The organism is Halomonas sp. THAF5a, assembly GCF_009363755.1.
Lineage (GTDB): Bacteria > Pseudomonadota > Gammaproteobacteria > Pseudomonadales > Halomonadaceae > Halomonas.
The window spans coordinates 419,799-434,532 of record NZ_CP045417.1 but is presented as its reverse complement, the minus strand read 5'-3'; the positions used below and the strand labels follow the sequence as shown (position 1 = coordinate 434,532).

General features: G+C 69.3%; 14 protein-coding genes. 5 read left to right on the top strand and 9 right to left on the bottom strand.

What is annotated here, in order from left to right; all coding sequences use genetic code 11:
- Window positions 1–14 precede the first annotated feature (14 nt).
- The 3 genes from dapD to FIU83_RS01955 are packed head-to-tail and all read left to right on the top strand — an operon-like array spanning window position 15 to window position 2,587.
- Window positions 15–1,040: a 2,3,4,5-tetrahydropyridine-2,6-dicarboxylate N-succinyltransferase gene (gene dapD / locus FIU83_RS01965; RefSeq protein ID WP_152482514.1), complete on the top strand. Its 1,026-nt coding sequence runs from the start codon at window positions 15–17 to the stop codon at window positions 1,038–1,040.
- Window positions 1,027–2,199, top strand: a complete 1,173-nt coding sequence (dapE, locus tag FIU83_RS01960) for a succinyl-diaminopimelate desuccinylase (RefSeq protein WP_152482513.1) — start codon at window positions 1,027–1,029, stop codon at window positions 2,197–2,199. The genes dapD and dapE overlap by 14 nt, the downstream gene beginning before the upstream one ends.
- Window positions 2,200–2,206: 7 nt before the next feature.
- Complete coding sequence (locus FIU83_RS01955; RefSeq protein ID WP_152482512.1) at window positions 2,207–2,587, top strand: hypothetical protein; 381 nt, start codon at window positions 2,207–2,209, stop codon at window positions 2,585–2,587.
- A gap of 208 nt (window positions 2,588–2,795) precedes the next feature.
- On the opposite strand, the gene FIU83_RS17680 is transcribed toward FIU83_RS01955, so the two are convergent.
- Window positions 2,796–3,260, bottom strand: coding sequence for a cold-shock protein (locus tag FIU83_RS17680; RefSeq protein ID WP_301538567.1), 465 nt, complete (start codon window positions 3,258–3,260; stop codon window positions 2,796–2,798).
- Window positions 3,261–3,326: 66 nt separating this feature from the next.
- On the opposite strand from FIU83_RS17680, the gene FIU83_RS01945 reads away from it, so the two are divergent.
- The gene (locus FIU83_RS01945; RefSeq protein WP_253939517.1) at window positions 3,327–3,605 is read left to right on the top strand and encodes a SlyX family protein; all 279 of its coding nucleotides are present in this window, start codon (window positions 3,327–3,329) and stop codon (window positions 3,603–3,605) included.
- Between the two features lie 228 nt (window positions 3,606–3,833).
- On the opposite strand, the gene trxB is transcribed toward FIU83_RS01945, so the two are convergent.
- Both trxB and FIU83_RS01935 read right to left on the bottom strand, forming a co-directional pair.
- Complete coding sequence (gene trxB, locus FIU83_RS01940) at window positions 3,834–4,784, bottom strand: thioredoxin-disulfide reductase (RefSeq protein WP_152482511.1); 951 nt, start codon at window positions 4,782–4,784, stop codon at window positions 3,834–3,836.
- A gap of 104 nt (window positions 4,785–4,888) precedes the next feature.
- Window positions 4,889–5,098, bottom strand: a complete 210-nt coding sequence (locus tag FIU83_RS01935; protein ID WP_152482510.1) for a CPXCG motif-containing cysteine-rich protein — start codon at window positions 5,096–5,098, stop codon at window positions 4,889–4,891.
- 182 nt (window positions 5,099–5,280) lie between these two features.
- Between FIU83_RS01935 and acnA the strand changes: the two genes are divergently transcribed.
- Window positions 5,281–8,025 carry an aconitate hydratase AcnA gene (gene acnA, locus FIU83_RS01930; RefSeq protein ID WP_152482509.1) on the top strand — a complete coding sequence of 915 codons (2,745 nt, stop codon included), beginning with the start codon at window positions 5,281–5,283 and terminating at the stop codon, window positions 8,023–8,025.
- Between the two features lie 80 nt (window positions 8,026–8,105).
- Here acnA and FIU83_RS01925 read toward each other — a convergent pair whose 3' ends face one another.
- The 6 genes from FIU83_RS01925 to FIU83_RS01900 form a co-directional block, all read right to left on the bottom strand.
- Window positions 8,106–9,785 carry an NAD-dependent malic enzyme gene (locus tag FIU83_RS01925; RefSeq protein ID WP_152482508.1) on the bottom strand — a complete coding sequence of 560 codons (1,680 nt, stop codon included), beginning with the start codon at window positions 9,783–9,785 and terminating at the stop codon, window positions 8,106–8,108.
- Between the two features lie 137 nt (window positions 9,786–9,922).
- Window positions 9,923–10,252 carry a hypothetical protein gene (locus FIU83_RS01920; protein ID WP_152482507.1) on the bottom strand — a complete coding sequence of 110 codons (330 nt, stop codon included), beginning with the start codon at window positions 10,250–10,252 and terminating at the stop codon, window positions 9,923–9,925.
- Between the two features lie 169 nt (window positions 10,253–10,421).
- The gene (locus tag FIU83_RS01915) at window positions 10,422–11,630 is read right to left on the bottom strand and encodes a YeeE/YedE family protein (RefSeq protein ID WP_152482506.1); all 1,209 of its coding nucleotides are present in this window, start codon (window positions 11,628–11,630) and stop codon (window positions 10,422–10,424) included.
- 170 nt (window positions 11,631–11,800) lie between these two features.
- Window positions 11,801–12,826, bottom strand: coding sequence for a tryptophan--tRNA ligase (gene trpS / locus FIU83_RS01910; protein ID WP_152482505.1), 1,026 nt, complete (start codon window positions 12,824–12,826; stop codon window positions 11,801–11,803).
- Window positions 12,827–13,065: 239 nt separating this feature from the next.
- Window positions 13,066–14,181 carry an alanine dehydrogenase gene (gene ald / locus FIU83_RS01905; RefSeq protein WP_152482504.1) on the bottom strand — a complete coding sequence of 372 codons (1,116 nt, stop codon included), beginning with the start codon at window positions 14,179–14,181 and terminating at the stop codon, window positions 13,066–13,068.
- A gap of 220 nt (window positions 14,182–14,401) precedes the next feature.
- Window positions 14,402–14,731, bottom strand: a complete 330-nt coding sequence (locus FIU83_RS01900; RefSeq protein WP_152482503.1) for a DUF2007 domain-containing protein — start codon at window positions 14,729–14,731, stop codon at window positions 14,402–14,404.
- Window positions 14,732–14,734 lie beyond the last annotated feature (3 nt).

Sequence of the window (14,734 nt, the reverse complement as noted above, 5' to 3'; positions counted from 1 at the left end):
CAGAGGACACCCCCATGCTGAGCTTTGCACTCGGAATCGGCACCCAGAACACCCAGGGCGACTGGCTGGAGATCTACTACCCGGCGCCGCTGCTGAACCCGGACGCGAGCCTGGTGGCCGCCGCCGCCGAGGTGCTCGACGCGCCCGACGGCAACGCCGCGGTGAGCTTCCTGCCCGAGCAGTGCGGCGCCCTGGCCGGCGCGCTGCGTGACGCCGGCCACCCGGAGCAGGCCGAGCTGGCCGAGTCCCTGGCGGCCAGCCAGCGCCCGCTGGTGGCGATGTTCCTCGACGTGGACGCCCCGCCCCAGAGCGCCCCGGAGGTCTACCTCAAGCTGCACCTGCTCTCCCATCGCCTGGTCAAGCCCCACGGCCTGGACCTCACCGGCATGTTCGGCCTGCTGCGCAACATCGCCTGGACCAACGAAGGCGCGATCGACATCGAGGAGCTGCCGGCGCGCCGCCTCAAGGCCCGCCTGGCCGGCCGTCCGCTCTCCGTGGACTGCGTCGACAAGTTCCCCAAGATGACCGACTACGTGGTACCGGCCGGCGTGCGCATCGGCGACACCGCCCGGGTGCGCCTGGGCGCCTACCTCGGCGAGGGCACCACCGTGATGCACGAGGGCTTCGTCAACTTCAACGCCGGCGCCGAGGGCCCGGGCATGATCGAGGGCCGCATCTCCGCCGGCGTGATGGTCGGCAAGGGCTCTGACCTCGGCGGCGGCTGCTCCACCATGGGCACCCTCTCCGGCGGCGGCAATATCGTCATCAGGGTCGGCGAGGGCTGCCTGATCGGCGCCAACGCCGGCATCGGCATCCCGCTGGGCGATCGCTGCACCGTGGAGGCCGGCCTGTACATCACCGCCGGGGCCAAGGTCACCGTGCTCGACGATCAGGGCCAGGTCGCCAACACCGTGGCCGCCCGGGATCTCGCCGGCCAGGACGACCTGCTGCTGCGTCGCAACTCCCAGAACGGCCGCATCGAGTGCCTCACCAACAAGAGCGCCATCGCGCTGAACGAGGCGCTGCATGCCCACAACTGAGGCCACCGAACTCTCGCCGACCCTGGCGCTCGCCTGCGAGCTGATCCGGCGCCCCTCGGTGACGCCGGATGACCTGGGCTGCCAGGCGCTGATGATCGAGCGCCTGGAGGCCCTCGGCTTCCGGGTCGAGCGCCTGCCCTTCGGCGACGTGGAGAACTTCTGGGCGACCCGCGGCCACCACGGCCCGCTGCTGGCCTTCGCCGGGCACACCGACGTGGTGCCGAGCGGCCCCCACACCCAGTGGGAGACCCCTCCCTTCGAGCCCGTCATCGACGACGACGGCATGCTCCGGGGCCGCGGGGCCGCCGACATGAAGGGCAGCCTGGCGGCGATGGTCACCGCGGTGGAGCGCTTCGTCACCGCCCACCCGGACCACCACGGCCGGATCGGCTTCCTGATCACCTCCGACGAGGAGGGCCCGGCGGTGGACGGCACCCGGGCCGTGGTCGAGCACCTGCGCGAGAGCCATGACCGGCTCGACTACTGCATCGTCGGCGAACCCTCCTCCACGGAGCGCCTGGGCGACGTGATCAAGAACGGCCGGCGCGGCTCGCTCGGCGGCGTGCTGCACATCAAGGGCATCCAGGGCCACGTGGCCTACCCGCACCTGGCGCGCAACCCCATCCACCAGGCGATGCCCGCCCTGGACGCCCTGGCCCGGGAGCACTGGGACGAGGGCAACGCCTTCTTCCCGGCGACCAGCTTCCAGATCTCCAATCTCCGCTCGGGCACCGGCGCCACCAACGTCATCCCCGGCGACGTGGAGGTGGTGTTCAACTTCCGCTTCTCCACCGAGGTGACCCACGAGCAGCTCCGCGCTCGCACCGAGGCGCTGCTCGACGCTCACGGCCTCGACTACCGGCTGGACTGGACGCTCAACGGCGAGCCCTTCCTGACCGCCGAGGGCGACCTGGTGGAGGCCGCGGTGGCCGGCGTGGAGGAGGCCGTGGGGCTGCGCCCGACGCTTTCCACCTCCGGGGGCACCTCCGACGGGCGCTTCATCGCCACCCTGGGCAGCCAGGTGGTGGAGCTCGGCCCCTGCAACGCCACCATCCACCAGGTCAACGAGCGGGTGCGGGCGTCCGACCTCGACGACCTGAGCCGGGCCTACGAGGCGATCCTCGCAAGGCTCTTCGTCAACGGCACGGCGCGGCCCTGAGGCTCCCATGGACTCCTATCCCGATATCGAGATCTACCTGGCCCGGGGCGACATCGCCCGCCTCGACGCCTGGCTCGCCGAGGCCATCGGGGCCGCGGCGCTGGCCCCCGCCGGCAAGCGCCAGTGGCGCACCCGCGGCGGCCAGGCCGAGGTGCCGGTGCTGCTGGTGGAACAGGCCGCAGACGGCTTCGCCAGCCTGTGGTTCGACAGCCCCGACACGCCCTGGGCGACGGACGCCGAGTGCGCCCGGGAGGCCGCGCGTCGGCTCGAGTGCGAGGTGCGCTGCTCGCTGGGTGGCTGGCAGCCAGGCGACGATCCGGACCGCTTCCTGCAGGTGCTGCCCGACGGCACCGAGCGCCCGATCGACTGGCCCGACTCCGGCCAGTAGCCCGAAACGACATCGCCCCGCGAATGCGGGGCGATGTCTACAGGCTTGCATCCAGCGGCCTTTCCAGGCCAGAAGCTGCCGAGCGATGACCAGGCTAGGCGGAAGTGCGGCGTGAGAGCGGAGTTTACTTTAGTAAATGAGCATCTCGACCGGGCTCGCGCGCGAGTCGCGCTTCCAACAACGCCTGGACGAGCGCAGGCGCTTCGATTTAGGTGATAACGGTGACGTCGTCGGCTTGAAGCCCCCGCTCGTTCTGGATGACGTGGTAGCGTACCTTCTGGCCCTCGGCCAGGGTGCGATGCCCTCGCCCGCGGATGGCCCGGAAGTGCACGAAGACATCCTCGCCGTCGTCGCGGGTGATGAAGCCGTAGCCCTTGTTGACGTTGAACCACTTGACCTCACCGATCTCGCGATCGTCGTCCTCGACCTCGGCCAGGTTGACCAGCTGGGGCGTCAGCGCATTGACCGCCAGGGTGGCAACGAGCAGCAGCAGGAAGACCGCGAGCGCGGCGGCAGAATAGACCGCGGCGACGCCGCCGACCTCGAGGCTGGCAAACAGCTCACGGGACAGCACGCCGCCGGTGAGATGGACGAGCAGGGCGATCAGCAGCGGCGCCGGGGCGGCCAGCAGCAGGCTGATGAGACTGCAGCGAAACACGACCTTTCGATTCATGGACCTGTAAAACTCTCTGATGGTGGTGAAAGGAAGAAAGGGACTCTCATGCATGAAGGTGCCACGATGAACGGTGACACGCAGCACAAGGATTCTATCATGGGCGATGCCACGTCGCCCGACGAGCTGGTACGCCGCCTGGAGGCCCTGGAGAGCCGGATCGCCTACCAGGAGCACTGGCTCGACACCCTGGACGAGGCCGTGGCCGGCCAGGAGCGGCGGCTCTCGCAGCTCGAGCGGATCAACGCGCTGATGCAGGAGCGGCTGCGCGACCAGCAGCGGGCGCTGCAGGAAGCAGACGCAACGACACATCGCCAGGAGGACGAGGTGCCGCCGCACTACTGACACGGTGGGTAGTTGGCATGAGCACCCACCAGACTCGGCTGTCCGCCTGGCCTTTGCGGGCACTGAACCGCGGCTCGCCCGGGGCCAGTCCTCCGAGGAGGCGCCATGAACCCCTCCCTGGGGGCTACCTACGCCATCCGTGGCGTAGGACCTCCTCTATGGACTGCCCCCGGCGCCGCTCGCCTCGGTGCCTGTAGCACTGGGCGCTTTCTTGCCGGTTGAGAGGCATTACAGCTCGTCGAGGTAGCGCTCGGCGTCCAGCGCCGCCATGCAGCCGGTGCCGGCGGAGGTCACGGCCTGGCGATAGACGTGGTCCATGACGTCGCCGGCGGCGAACACGCCCGGCACGCTGGTGGCGGTGGCGTTGCCCTCGAGGCCGGACTGCACGCGGATATAGCCGCCGGCCATCTCCAGCTGCCCCTCGAAGATGCCGGTGTTGGGGCTGTGGCCGATGGCGATGAACACGCCCGGCGCCGCCAGCTCCTTGGTCTCGCCGGTCTCCGTGGAGCGCAGCCGCACGCCGGTCACGCCGCTGTTGTCGCCCAGCACCTCGTCGAGGGTCTGGTTCCACTCGAGCACCACCTTGCCCTCCTCGGCCTTCTCGAAGAGCTTGTCCTGCAGGATCTTCTCGGCGCGCAGGCTGTCGCGGCGATGCACCAGGGTCACCTTCGAGGCGAGGTTGGCGAGGTAGAGCGCCTCCTCCACGGCGGTGTTGCCGCCGCCCACCACCACGACCTCCTGGTTGCGATAGAAGAAGCCGTCGCAGGTGGCGCAGGCCGAGACGCCCTGGCCCATGAACGCCTGCTCGGAGGGCAGCCCCAGGTAGCGGGCGCTGGCCCCGGTCGCGATGATCAGGGCGTCGCAGGTGTAGGTGCCGCCATCGCCCTTCAGGGTGTAGGGTTTCTCGCGCAGCTCGACCTCGCTGATGTGATCGAACAGCACCTCGGTGTCGAAGCGCTCGGCGTGGCGCTTCATGCGCTCCATCAGCTCCGGGCCCTGGACGCCCTCGTCATCGCCCGGCCAGTTGTCGACGTCGGTGGTGGTGGTCAGCTGGCCGCCGGCCTGGATGCCGGTGATCAGCAGCGGCTTGAGGTTGGCCCGGGCCGCGTAGACCGCCGCCGTGTAGCCGGCGGGGCCGGAGCCGAGGATGATCAGGCGTTCGTGACGCGCGTCGCTCATGGAAGGACCTCGTGGAGTCGGGAATGGCACAGTGGGCTGGGCGATGCCGACGGATGCCGGCATGGCGCAGACCGCTGACACGGGCAGACGCCGGCCGGCGCCGGCTAGAGCACGTCGTCGTCGCGCCCCAGCGTGAGGGCATCCAGCTCGCCGCTGACGGGCGAGACCTCGATGCGCAGCTGGATCGGCGCACAGCAGCGCGGGCAATCTTCCCAGGTGGCCTGGCTGCCCTGGGAGAGGTCGACCAGCAGGTCGAACGGCGTGTCGCAATAGGGGCAGTGCACCTCCCGCGACTCGAGCTGTTCCTCGTTCATTCGGCGATCACCACCCTCGTGTGACGTTGCAGCAATATGGAGGGCCGGGCCCGCCATTTCAAGGGTGCCCGGCCGCCGGCGGCCCCGGGCACCGCTTGAAAACGCCTTCTATCATGACCATGTAGTCTGGAGGTGCCAGGATGGTGACCCCTACTTCCCGCGACGCGAAAGGAGGACACAGCATGAGCAACGATGCCCTACCGGATACCCTGGAGGCGCTGGAAGCCGGCGGCCGGACCTACCGGTTCCATAGCCTGCCCAAGGCCGCCGAGGCGCTCGGCAACATCGACCGACTGCCCAAGACGCTGAAGATCCTGCTCGAGAACCAGCTGCGCTTCGCCGACGACGAGAGCGTCGAGCGCGAGGACATGCAGGCACTGGTCGACTGGCAGCAGCAGGGCCACTCCGACCGCGAGATCGGCTACCGCCCGGCCCGGGTGCTGATGCAGGACTTCACCGGCGTGCCCGGCGTCGTCGACCTCGCCTCCATGCGCGCCGCGGTGGAGTCCCTCGGCGAGGACCCCGCGCGCATCAACCCCCTCTCCCCGGTGGACCTGGTCATCGACCACTCGGTGATGGTCGACAAGTTCGGCAACCCCACGGCGTTCAAGGACAACGTCGCCATCGAGATGGAGCGCAACCACGAGCGCTACGAGTTCCTGCGCTGGGGCCAGCAGGCCTTCGATAACTTCCGCGTCGTGCCCCCGGGCACCGGCATCTGCCACCAGGTCAACCTCGAGTACCTCGGCCAGACCGTCTGGACCAAGGAGGTCGATGGCCAGATGCTGGCCTACCCCGACACCCTGGTCGGCACCGACTCCCATACCACCATGATCAACGGCCTGGGCGTGCTCGGCTGGGGCGTGGGCGGGATCGAGGCCGAGGCCGCCATGCTCGGCCAGCCCGTCTCGATGCTGATCCCCGAGGTGGTCGGCTTCAAGCTCACCGGCAAGCTGCGCGAGGGCATCACCGCCACCGATCTGGTGCTGACCGTCACCGAGATGCTGCGCAAGAAGGGCGTGGTGGGCAAGTTCGTCGAGTTCTACGGCGACGGCCTCAAGGACCTGCCGCTTGCCGACCGCGCCACCATCGCCAACATGGCGCCGGAGTACGGCGCGACCTGCGGCTTCTTCCCGGTGGACGACGAGACCCTCACCTACCTGCGCCTGACCGGCCGCGACGATGCCCAGGTGGCGCTGGTCGAGGCCTACAGCAAGGCCCAGGGGCTGTGGCGAGAGCCCGGCGACGAGCCGGTCTTCAGCGACACCCTGGCGCTGGACATGGGCGAGGTCGAGGCGAGCCTCGCCGGCCCCAAGCGGCCCCAGGACCGCGTCGCCCTCAAGGACATGAGCGCGGCCTTCGCCAAGGTGATGGAGGACGACGGCAAGCCGCTCTCCTCCACCGAGAAGGGCAAGCTGATGTCCGAGGGCGGCCAGACCGCCGTGGGCGTCGAGGAGAGCTACGAGCATCATGACAGCCAGGACGTCGACCTCGACGGCGAGGCCTTCCGGCTGAACCCCGGCGCCGTGGTCATCGCCGCCATCACCTCCTGCACCAACACCTCCAACCCCAGCGTGATGATGGCTGCCGGCCTGCTGGCCCGGAAGGCCCGCGAGAAGGGGCTCACCACCAAGCCCTGGGTCAAGACCTCCCTGGCCCCGGGCTCCAAGGTGGTCACCGACTACCTGGCCGCCGGCGGCGTGCAGGAGGACCTGGACGCCCTGGGCTTCCACCTGGTGGGCTACGGCTGCACCACCTGCATCGGCAACTCCGGTCCGCTGGCGGGCCCCATCGAGGAGGCCATCGAGACGGGCGACCTGGCCGTGGCCTCGGTGCTCTCGGGCAACCGCAACTTCGAGGGCCGGGTGCATCCGCTGGTCAAGACCAACTGGCTCGCCTCGCCGCCCCTGGTGGTGGCCTACGCCCTGGCCGGCAACGTGCAGCTCGACCTGACCCGCGAGCCGCTGGGCACCGACCATCACGGCGAGCCGGTCTTCCTCAAGGACCTCTGGCCCAGCCAGACGGAGATCGCCGAGGCCGTGGAGCGGGTCAACACCGAGATGTTCCGCAAGGAGTACGCCGAGGTCTTCGACGGCGACGCGACATGGAAGGCCATCGAGGTGCCGAAGAGCAAGGTCTACCAGTGGTCGACCGACTCCACCTACATCCAGCATCCGCCCTTCTTCGAGGGCATGGGCCGCACGCCCGAGGCCGTCGAGGACGTCAAGGACGCCCGGGTGCTGGCCCTGCTGGGCGACTCGGTGACCACCGATCACATCTCGCCGGCCGGCGCCATCAAGCCCGACAGCCCCGCCGGGCGCTACCTGCAGGAGCACGGCGTCAAGCCGGTGGACTTCAACTCCTACGGCTCGCGGCGCGGCAACCACGAGGTGATGATGCGCGGCACCTTCGCCAACGTGCGCATCAAGAACGAGATGCTCGATGGCGTGGTCGGCGGCGAGACCCGCCACGTGCCCTCGGGCGAGCAGATGGCCATCTATGACGCGGCCATGCAGTACCAGCAGGAGGGGACGCCGCTGGTGGTGATCGCCGGCAAGGAGTACGGCACCGGCTCCAGCCGCGACTGGGCGGCCAAGGGGACCCGCCTGCTCGGCGTGCGCGCCGTGCTCGCCGAGTCCTTTGAACGCATCCACCGCTCCAACCTGATCGGCATGGGCGTGGTGCCGCTGCAGTTCCCCGAGGGCAAGAGCCGCAAGACGCTCGGCCTGACCGGCGACGAGACGGTCTCCATCGAGGGGCTCAGTGAGCTCACCCCGGGGGGCAAGGTCACGGTGACCATCGCCTCCGATCAGGGCGAGAAGAAGCTCGAGGCGCTGTGCCGCATCGATACCGAGAACGAGCTGGAGTACTACCGCCACGGCGGCATCCTCCACTACGTGCTGCGCAAGATGATTGGGGCCGCCTAAGCCGACAAGGTCCTACAGCCTTAGCAGCAAAAGGCCCTGCCGGGTAACCCGGCAGGGCCTTTGTCGTCCCAGGCGAAGTGTCAGAAGGAGCGGCGGCGGTAACGCCGATACTCCGGCGTCCAGCTGTTGCGCTCGATGGCCCGGCGCAGCTTGATGCCGTCGGTCTTCAGCGCCACCCCCTCGCCCTGGGCCTGGGCGGCGACGTCGAAGGCGATCGCCGAGGAGAGCTCGCGGATCTGGGAGAGCGGCGGCAACAGCGCGCCCTTGCCCTCCTTGACCAGCGGCGCCTCGCGAGCGAGCGCCCGTGACGAGGCCATCAGCATGGCATCGGTGACCCGCTTGGCCCCGGCTGCCACCACGCCGAGGCCGATGCCCGGGAAGATGTAGGCGTTGTTGCACTGGGCGATGGGGATGGTGCGCCCCTCGTACTCGACCGGTGCGAAGGGGCTGCCGGTGGCGACCAGGGCCTGGCCGTCGGTCCAGCGGATCACGTCCTCCGGCACCGCCTCGGCCCGGGAGGTCGGGTTGGAGAGCGGCATGATCAGCGGCATCTCGCAGTTGGCGTGCATGGCGCGCACCACCTCCTCGGTGAAGATGCCCGGCATGCCGCAGACACCGATCAGCACCGTGGGCTCGATGCGGCGCACCACCTCGAGCAGCGACTGGCCGTCCCACTCGGCCACCAGCGCCGGGTCGTGGGCGAGGCGCCCCTGGAAATCGCGCAGCCAGGCCTGGTCGGAGGTGACCAGGCCCTCGCGATCGACCATGTAGATCCGCGAGCGCGCCTCCTTCTCGGTCAGCCCCTCGGCCTGCATGGCCACCACCACCTGCTCGGCGATGCCGCAGCCGGCGGAGCCCGCACCCACGAACACCACCCGCTGCTGGCCGATGCCCTCGTCACGCGCCTGGCAGGCCGCCATCAGGGTACCCACCACCACCGAGGCCGTGCCCTGGACGTCGTCGTTGAAGCAGCACAGCTCGTCGCGGTAGCGGTCCAGGAGCGGCAGGGCGTTGGCCTGGGCGAAGTCCTCGAACTGCAGCAGCACGCCGGGCCAGCGACGCTTCACCGCGGCGATGAACTCCGCCATGAAGGCGTCGTACTCCTCCTGGGAGATCCGCCGATGGCGCCAGCCCATGTACATGGGATCGTCCAGCAGCGCCTGGTTGTTGGTCCCCACGTCGAGCATGATCGGCAGCGTATAGGCCGGACTGATGCCGCCACAGGCGGTGTAGAGCGAGAGCTTGCCGATGGGGATGCCCATGCCGCCGATGCCCTGGTCGCCAAGCCCCAGGATGCGCTCGCCGTCGGTGACCACGATCACCTTGACGTTGTCCTTGGTGGCGCTCCTGAGGATGTCGTCCATGCGGTCGCGGTCGGGATAGGCGATGAAGAGGCCGCGGTGGTTGCGGTAGATGTTGGAGAACTCCTCGCACGCCTTGCCGACCGTGGGGGTATAGATGATCGGCAGCATCTCCTCGAGGTGCTCGGAGACCAGCCGGAAGTAGAGGGTCTCGTTATCGTCCTGGATCGCGCGCAGGTAGATATGCTTGTCGAGGTCGTTCTGGCACTGGCTGTACTGCCGGTAGGCCCGTTCTGCCTGCTCCTCGATGGTCTCCACATTCTGCGGCAGCAGCCCGATCAGATTGAACTCCAGGCGCTCCTCCCGCGTGAAGGCACTGCCCTTGTTGAGCAGCGGCATCTCGAGCAGCGGTGGACCGGCGTAGGGAATGTAGAGGGGGCGCTTTTCTTCGGTGGTCATCTCTCGCCTCGATAGGGTGACTGGAACGGGCCGTTGGCGCTCTCCCGGCGCCATTGGCGACACTCTACCACGCCGAAAACGACGACGCCCCGGCCGAGTGCCGGGGCGCAGGAGCCGGCGACGACAGCGCTCGCGCGCTAATCGAGATCGTCGAGGGTCACCACCAGGTCGCGTCGGGAGACGTCGACGCCCCAGAAGGTGTAGGTATCGTCGTCCTCATCGATCAGCCGGATGTCGAAGAGGGGGCTCTTGTACCCCTGCAGCGTGACGCGCCGCGTCGTGCCGCTCGGCATCACATCGCTGCCCAGCACATCCTCCTCCCAGGAGGAGGCGTGCTCCGGACTGACATAGAGGTAGTAGACGGTATAGCCCGTCTCGTTGGTGATATCGACGTAGTAGTCCCGGGCGTGCGCCATCACGGCAAACAGCATCAGGCACAGCGTCAGTGCCAGGCGTTGAAACGGCATGGTAGGTCCCTTGCGACAGGTCGGTGTGGCGGCCGTGTGGCCTTTGTTGTGGGTGAGGCGTGACGCCGCGACGCGGACGACCGCCCCGAGGTTGCATATTAGCAGACACCGACGCCTGTCGCGCCTCGCACCGGCCGCGCCACGCCGGGGCGCCGCCGGGGATGCGCCGTCAGCAGCCCTTGGCGGTGGCCACCCGCGCGGAGGGCCCGGAGAAGAAGAAGGGCCGCAGCTTCACGCCCAGCATGTTGCCGGCGAAGGCCGCCACCAGCCACACCCAGCCGTGCAGGCTGCCGGAGGCGATGCCGCCGAAGTAGGCGCCGATGTTGCAGCCGAATGCCAGGCGGGCCCCGTAGCCGAGCAGCAGGCCGCCGATCACCGCGGCCACCACCGAGCGCATCGGGATGCGCAGGTTGGGGGCGAACTTGCCGGCCAGCGACGCCGCCACCAGGGCGCCGACCATGATGCCGACGTTCATCACCGTGGTGATGTCGCTCCACACGCTGGCCTCCAGCGCCCGGGCGTTCCAGGGGGCCTGCCAGTAGCCCCACTGGCCGACGTCGCCACCGAGCAGCTCGAAGCCCTTGGCGCCCCAGAGGGCGAAGGCCGAGGTCACCCCCCAGGGGCGCCCGGCGAGCGAGAGGGTGGCGAAGTTGAGCAGCGCCAGCGCCACGGCGCCGAACAGCAGCGGCCAGGGCCCGGTGAGCCAGCGCCGGTTGCCGGCGTCGATCCGGGGGGAGCGCTCCAGCTGGCCGTGGCGACGTCGCTCCATCACCACGGTCAGCGCCGCGATGGCGGCGAACAGGGCCAGGCTGATCACGATGCCGCCGCCGGCACCGGCGCTCTTCACCAGCGAGACCGGCTGGAAGGCCGGCAGGCTCTGCCACCAGGCGAAATGGGCCGTGCCGATCACCGAGCCGACCACGAAGAACAGCAGGGTGATCAGCATGCGGGCGTTGCCGCCGCCGGCAGTGAAGAGGGTACCGGAGGCGCAGCCGCCGCCCAGCTGCATGCCGATCCCGAACAGGAAGGCGCCGACGACCACCGAGACGCCGATCGGTGCCACGAAGCCGTGCACCGACTGCCCGAACAGGCTGCCAGCCGAGAGCGCCGGGAAGAAGAGCGCCACGGCGATGGCCAGCATCACCATCTGCGCCCGCAGGCCGCGGCCGCGACGCTCGGTGATGAAGACCCGCCAGGCGGCGGTGAAACCGAAGGCGGCATGGTAGAGCACCATGCCGAGCAGGCCGCCCACCGCCATCAGCGCGCCTGTCCGGGCACCGAAGGCGCTGCCCACGGCCAGCGCCCCCAGCAGCAGGCCGGCGGCGGCGAGTAGCGGTAGGGTCGGACGGGAGCGTCGGGTCTGGGCGACATCACTCATGGGGGATCCTCCGGAAGGGGCCGGGTCACGGTCAGGGGGAAGAGGAGCAGACTAACGAATCCGACGCAGAACATGAAATCATCGTCGGTATGGTTTTCATGCCATAAGGACATAAAAGAGCCGGGCACACGACGGTGCCCGGCCCCGGGACGTGCGGCGGGGGGCGACGCTCAGACGAAGCGCCCGAGGCCCGCGGCCTGGCGCAGGCGGTCCATGAAGGGCGCCGCCTCGGCGCGGGCTCGCTCGGCCCCCTGGAGCAGCACCCCTTCGATATGGCCGGGATCCTCCATCAGCCCCTGGTAGCGCTCGCGGGGCTCGCGCAGCTGCTCGTTGAGCAGCTCGAAGACACGGTCCTTGGCCTCGCCCCAGCCGATGCCGTTGGCGTACTCGGCGCGCATGGCCTCGGTCTCGTCGGCGCTCGCGAAGGCCGCGAAGATCTGGAACAGGGTGCAGGACGCCGGGTCCTTGGGCTCGCCGGGCTCCAGGGAGTTGGTCTTGATCTTGCGCACCAGCTTCTGGAGCTTCTTCTCGGAGACGAACAGCGGAATGGTGTTGTTGTAGCTCTTGGACATCTTGCGTCCATCGAGGCCGCCCAGCACCTCGACCCGCTCGTCCACCACCGCCTCGGGCTGGGTGAAGTACTGGCCCTTGTAGAGGTGGTTGAAGCGCCCGCCGATGTCACGTGCCATCTCGATGTGCTGGATCTGGTCCCGGCCGACCGGCACCTTGTGGGCGTTGAACATCAGGATATCCGCCGCCATCAGCACCGGATAGCCGAACAGCCCCATGGTGATGCCCTTGTCCGGGTCCTGGTTGCCGGCGGCCTCGTTCTCGGCCACCGCCGCCTTGTAGGCGTGGGCGCGGTTCATCAGGCCCTTGGCGCAGACGCAGGAGAGCATCCAGGTCAGCTCCGGGATCTCCGGCACGTCCGACTGGCGGTAGAAGATGGCGTTGTCGGTATCCAGCCCCAGCGCCAGCCAGGTGGCGGCGATCTCCAGGCGCGACGCCTGCACCCGCCGCGGGTCCTGGCACTTGATCAGCGCATGCAGGTCGGCGAGGAAGTAGTAGGACTGGACGCTCGGATCCTGGCTCGCGACGATGGCGGGCTTGATCGCCCCCACGTAGTTGCCGAGGTGGGGCGTACCGGTGGTGGTGATGCCGGTGAGGACACGGGTCTTGTCGGACGGTGCGGTCATGAAGGCGGGACTCTGCTGACTCTCGAATGGCCGCTATGGTAACGCGAGGCCCCGGTCAAGGCGACCGGGGCCGAGCAAGGCCTCCCTGCACGCGGCTTGACCGGTGAAAGGCGCCGGGGTGCCGGACCATCGAGGAGGCGCTGTGAACCCGTCCCTGGGCGCTACCTTTTCCTTCCCTGGAAAAGGACCTCCTCTCCCGCCTCTCACCGGTGCCGCTTTTTTCGCGCCCCGCTCAGGCGTCAGCCCAGAAGGCTGGCCGGATCGACGTTCTCCAGGCCGAAGGCGTCCGCCACCGCCTGGTAGGTGACCTGGCCGTCATGGACATTGAGGCCGGCGGCGAAGTGCGGGTCGTCGGCCAGCGCCTGCTGCCAGCCCTTGTCGGCCAGCGCCCGCACGAACGGCAGGGTGGCGTTGGTCAGCGCCTGGGTGGAGGTGCGCGCCACGGCGCCGGGCATGTTGGCCACGCAGTAGTGCACCACGCCGTCGACGATATAGGTCGGCTCGGCGTGGGTGGTGGCACGGCTGGTCTCGAAGCAGCCGCCCTGGTCGATGGCCACGTCCACCAGCACGCTGCCCGGCTTCATCTCGGCGAGCATCGCGCGGGTGATCAGCTTGGGCGCGGCGGCGCCGGGAATCAGCACGGCGCCGACGATCAGGTCGCTCTCGCGCACCGCCTCGTCGATGGCGTCGGCGGTGGAGAAGACGGTCTTCATGCGCCCCTGGTAGCGGTCGTCCAGGGTCTCGAGGCGCGGGATGGAGGTATCGAGCACCGTGACCTCGGCGCCCAGGCCCAGCGCCATGCGGGCGGCGTTCTCGCCCACCACGCCGCCGCCGATCACGGCCACCTTGGCCGGCGCGACGCCGGGCACACCGGGCAGCAGCACGCCGGACCCGCCCTGGGCCTTCTCCAGGCTGTGGGCGCCGGCCTGCACGGCCATGCGGCCGGCCACGGTGCTCATCGGCGCCAGCAGCGGCAGCCCGCCCTGGCGGTCGGTGACGGTCTCGTAGGCGATGCAGGTGGCGCCGCTCGCCATCAGGCCCCGGGTCAGGGTCTCCTCGGCGGCCAGGTGCAGGTAGGTGAAGAGCGTCTGGCCCTTGCTCAGCCGGGCGACCTCCTCGGCCTGGGGCTCCTTGACCTTGAGGATCAGCTCGGCCTCGCGCCAGACCCTCGCCACGTCGGCCTCGAGGCGCGCGCCGGCGGCCTCATAGGCGGCGTCCTGGAAACCGGCGCCCTCGCCGGCCCCGGCCTGGACGGTGACCGTGTGGCCACGGCCGACCAGCTCCCGGGCTCCCGAGGGGGTCAGGGCGACGCGGTACTCATGATTCTTGATTTCCTTGGGGACGGCGATCTGCATGGCACGCTCCTGCGGTGGATGACGGAATCGATGCTCCTCCCATTACAGCACAGGCAGTCGATACACGAAGAGTCCACGCAGAAAAACAAAAAGGATGCGCGTACGCAGGTTCTCTCGCCGGAAAATCTTCCACGAGAAAAGGTTCAAACAGAAAACCCTGCGGAATGGCAAGAGCGGCCGAGCCGGTCGGGAGGTGAGAGGGCCCCGCCCGCCTGACGGGCTAGTCCCGCGCCTCCCGGCCGGTGCCGCAGTGCCAGCAGGTGTCGAAGGCGCCCTCGAGGCGCTCGCCGCAGCCGGGGCAGGTCCAGGCCGGGCGTTCGCTGCCCCCGTGGAGGGCCTGGCGAATCAGCGCCTCGGCCCGCTCGCGGTTGTGGGGCGCGACCCACACCTCCGGCTCGCACTCGCCCAGCGGCAGCTCGCCGGCGCCGCCGCCCAGGGTCATGTTGCGCAGCTCCACCGGGATGCCGGCCGCGGCCAGCACGTTATGCACGTGGCTGACCAGCAGCGCGTTGGAATGAGCGAAGGCGCGGACGTAGCCGGGTACCGTCACGGC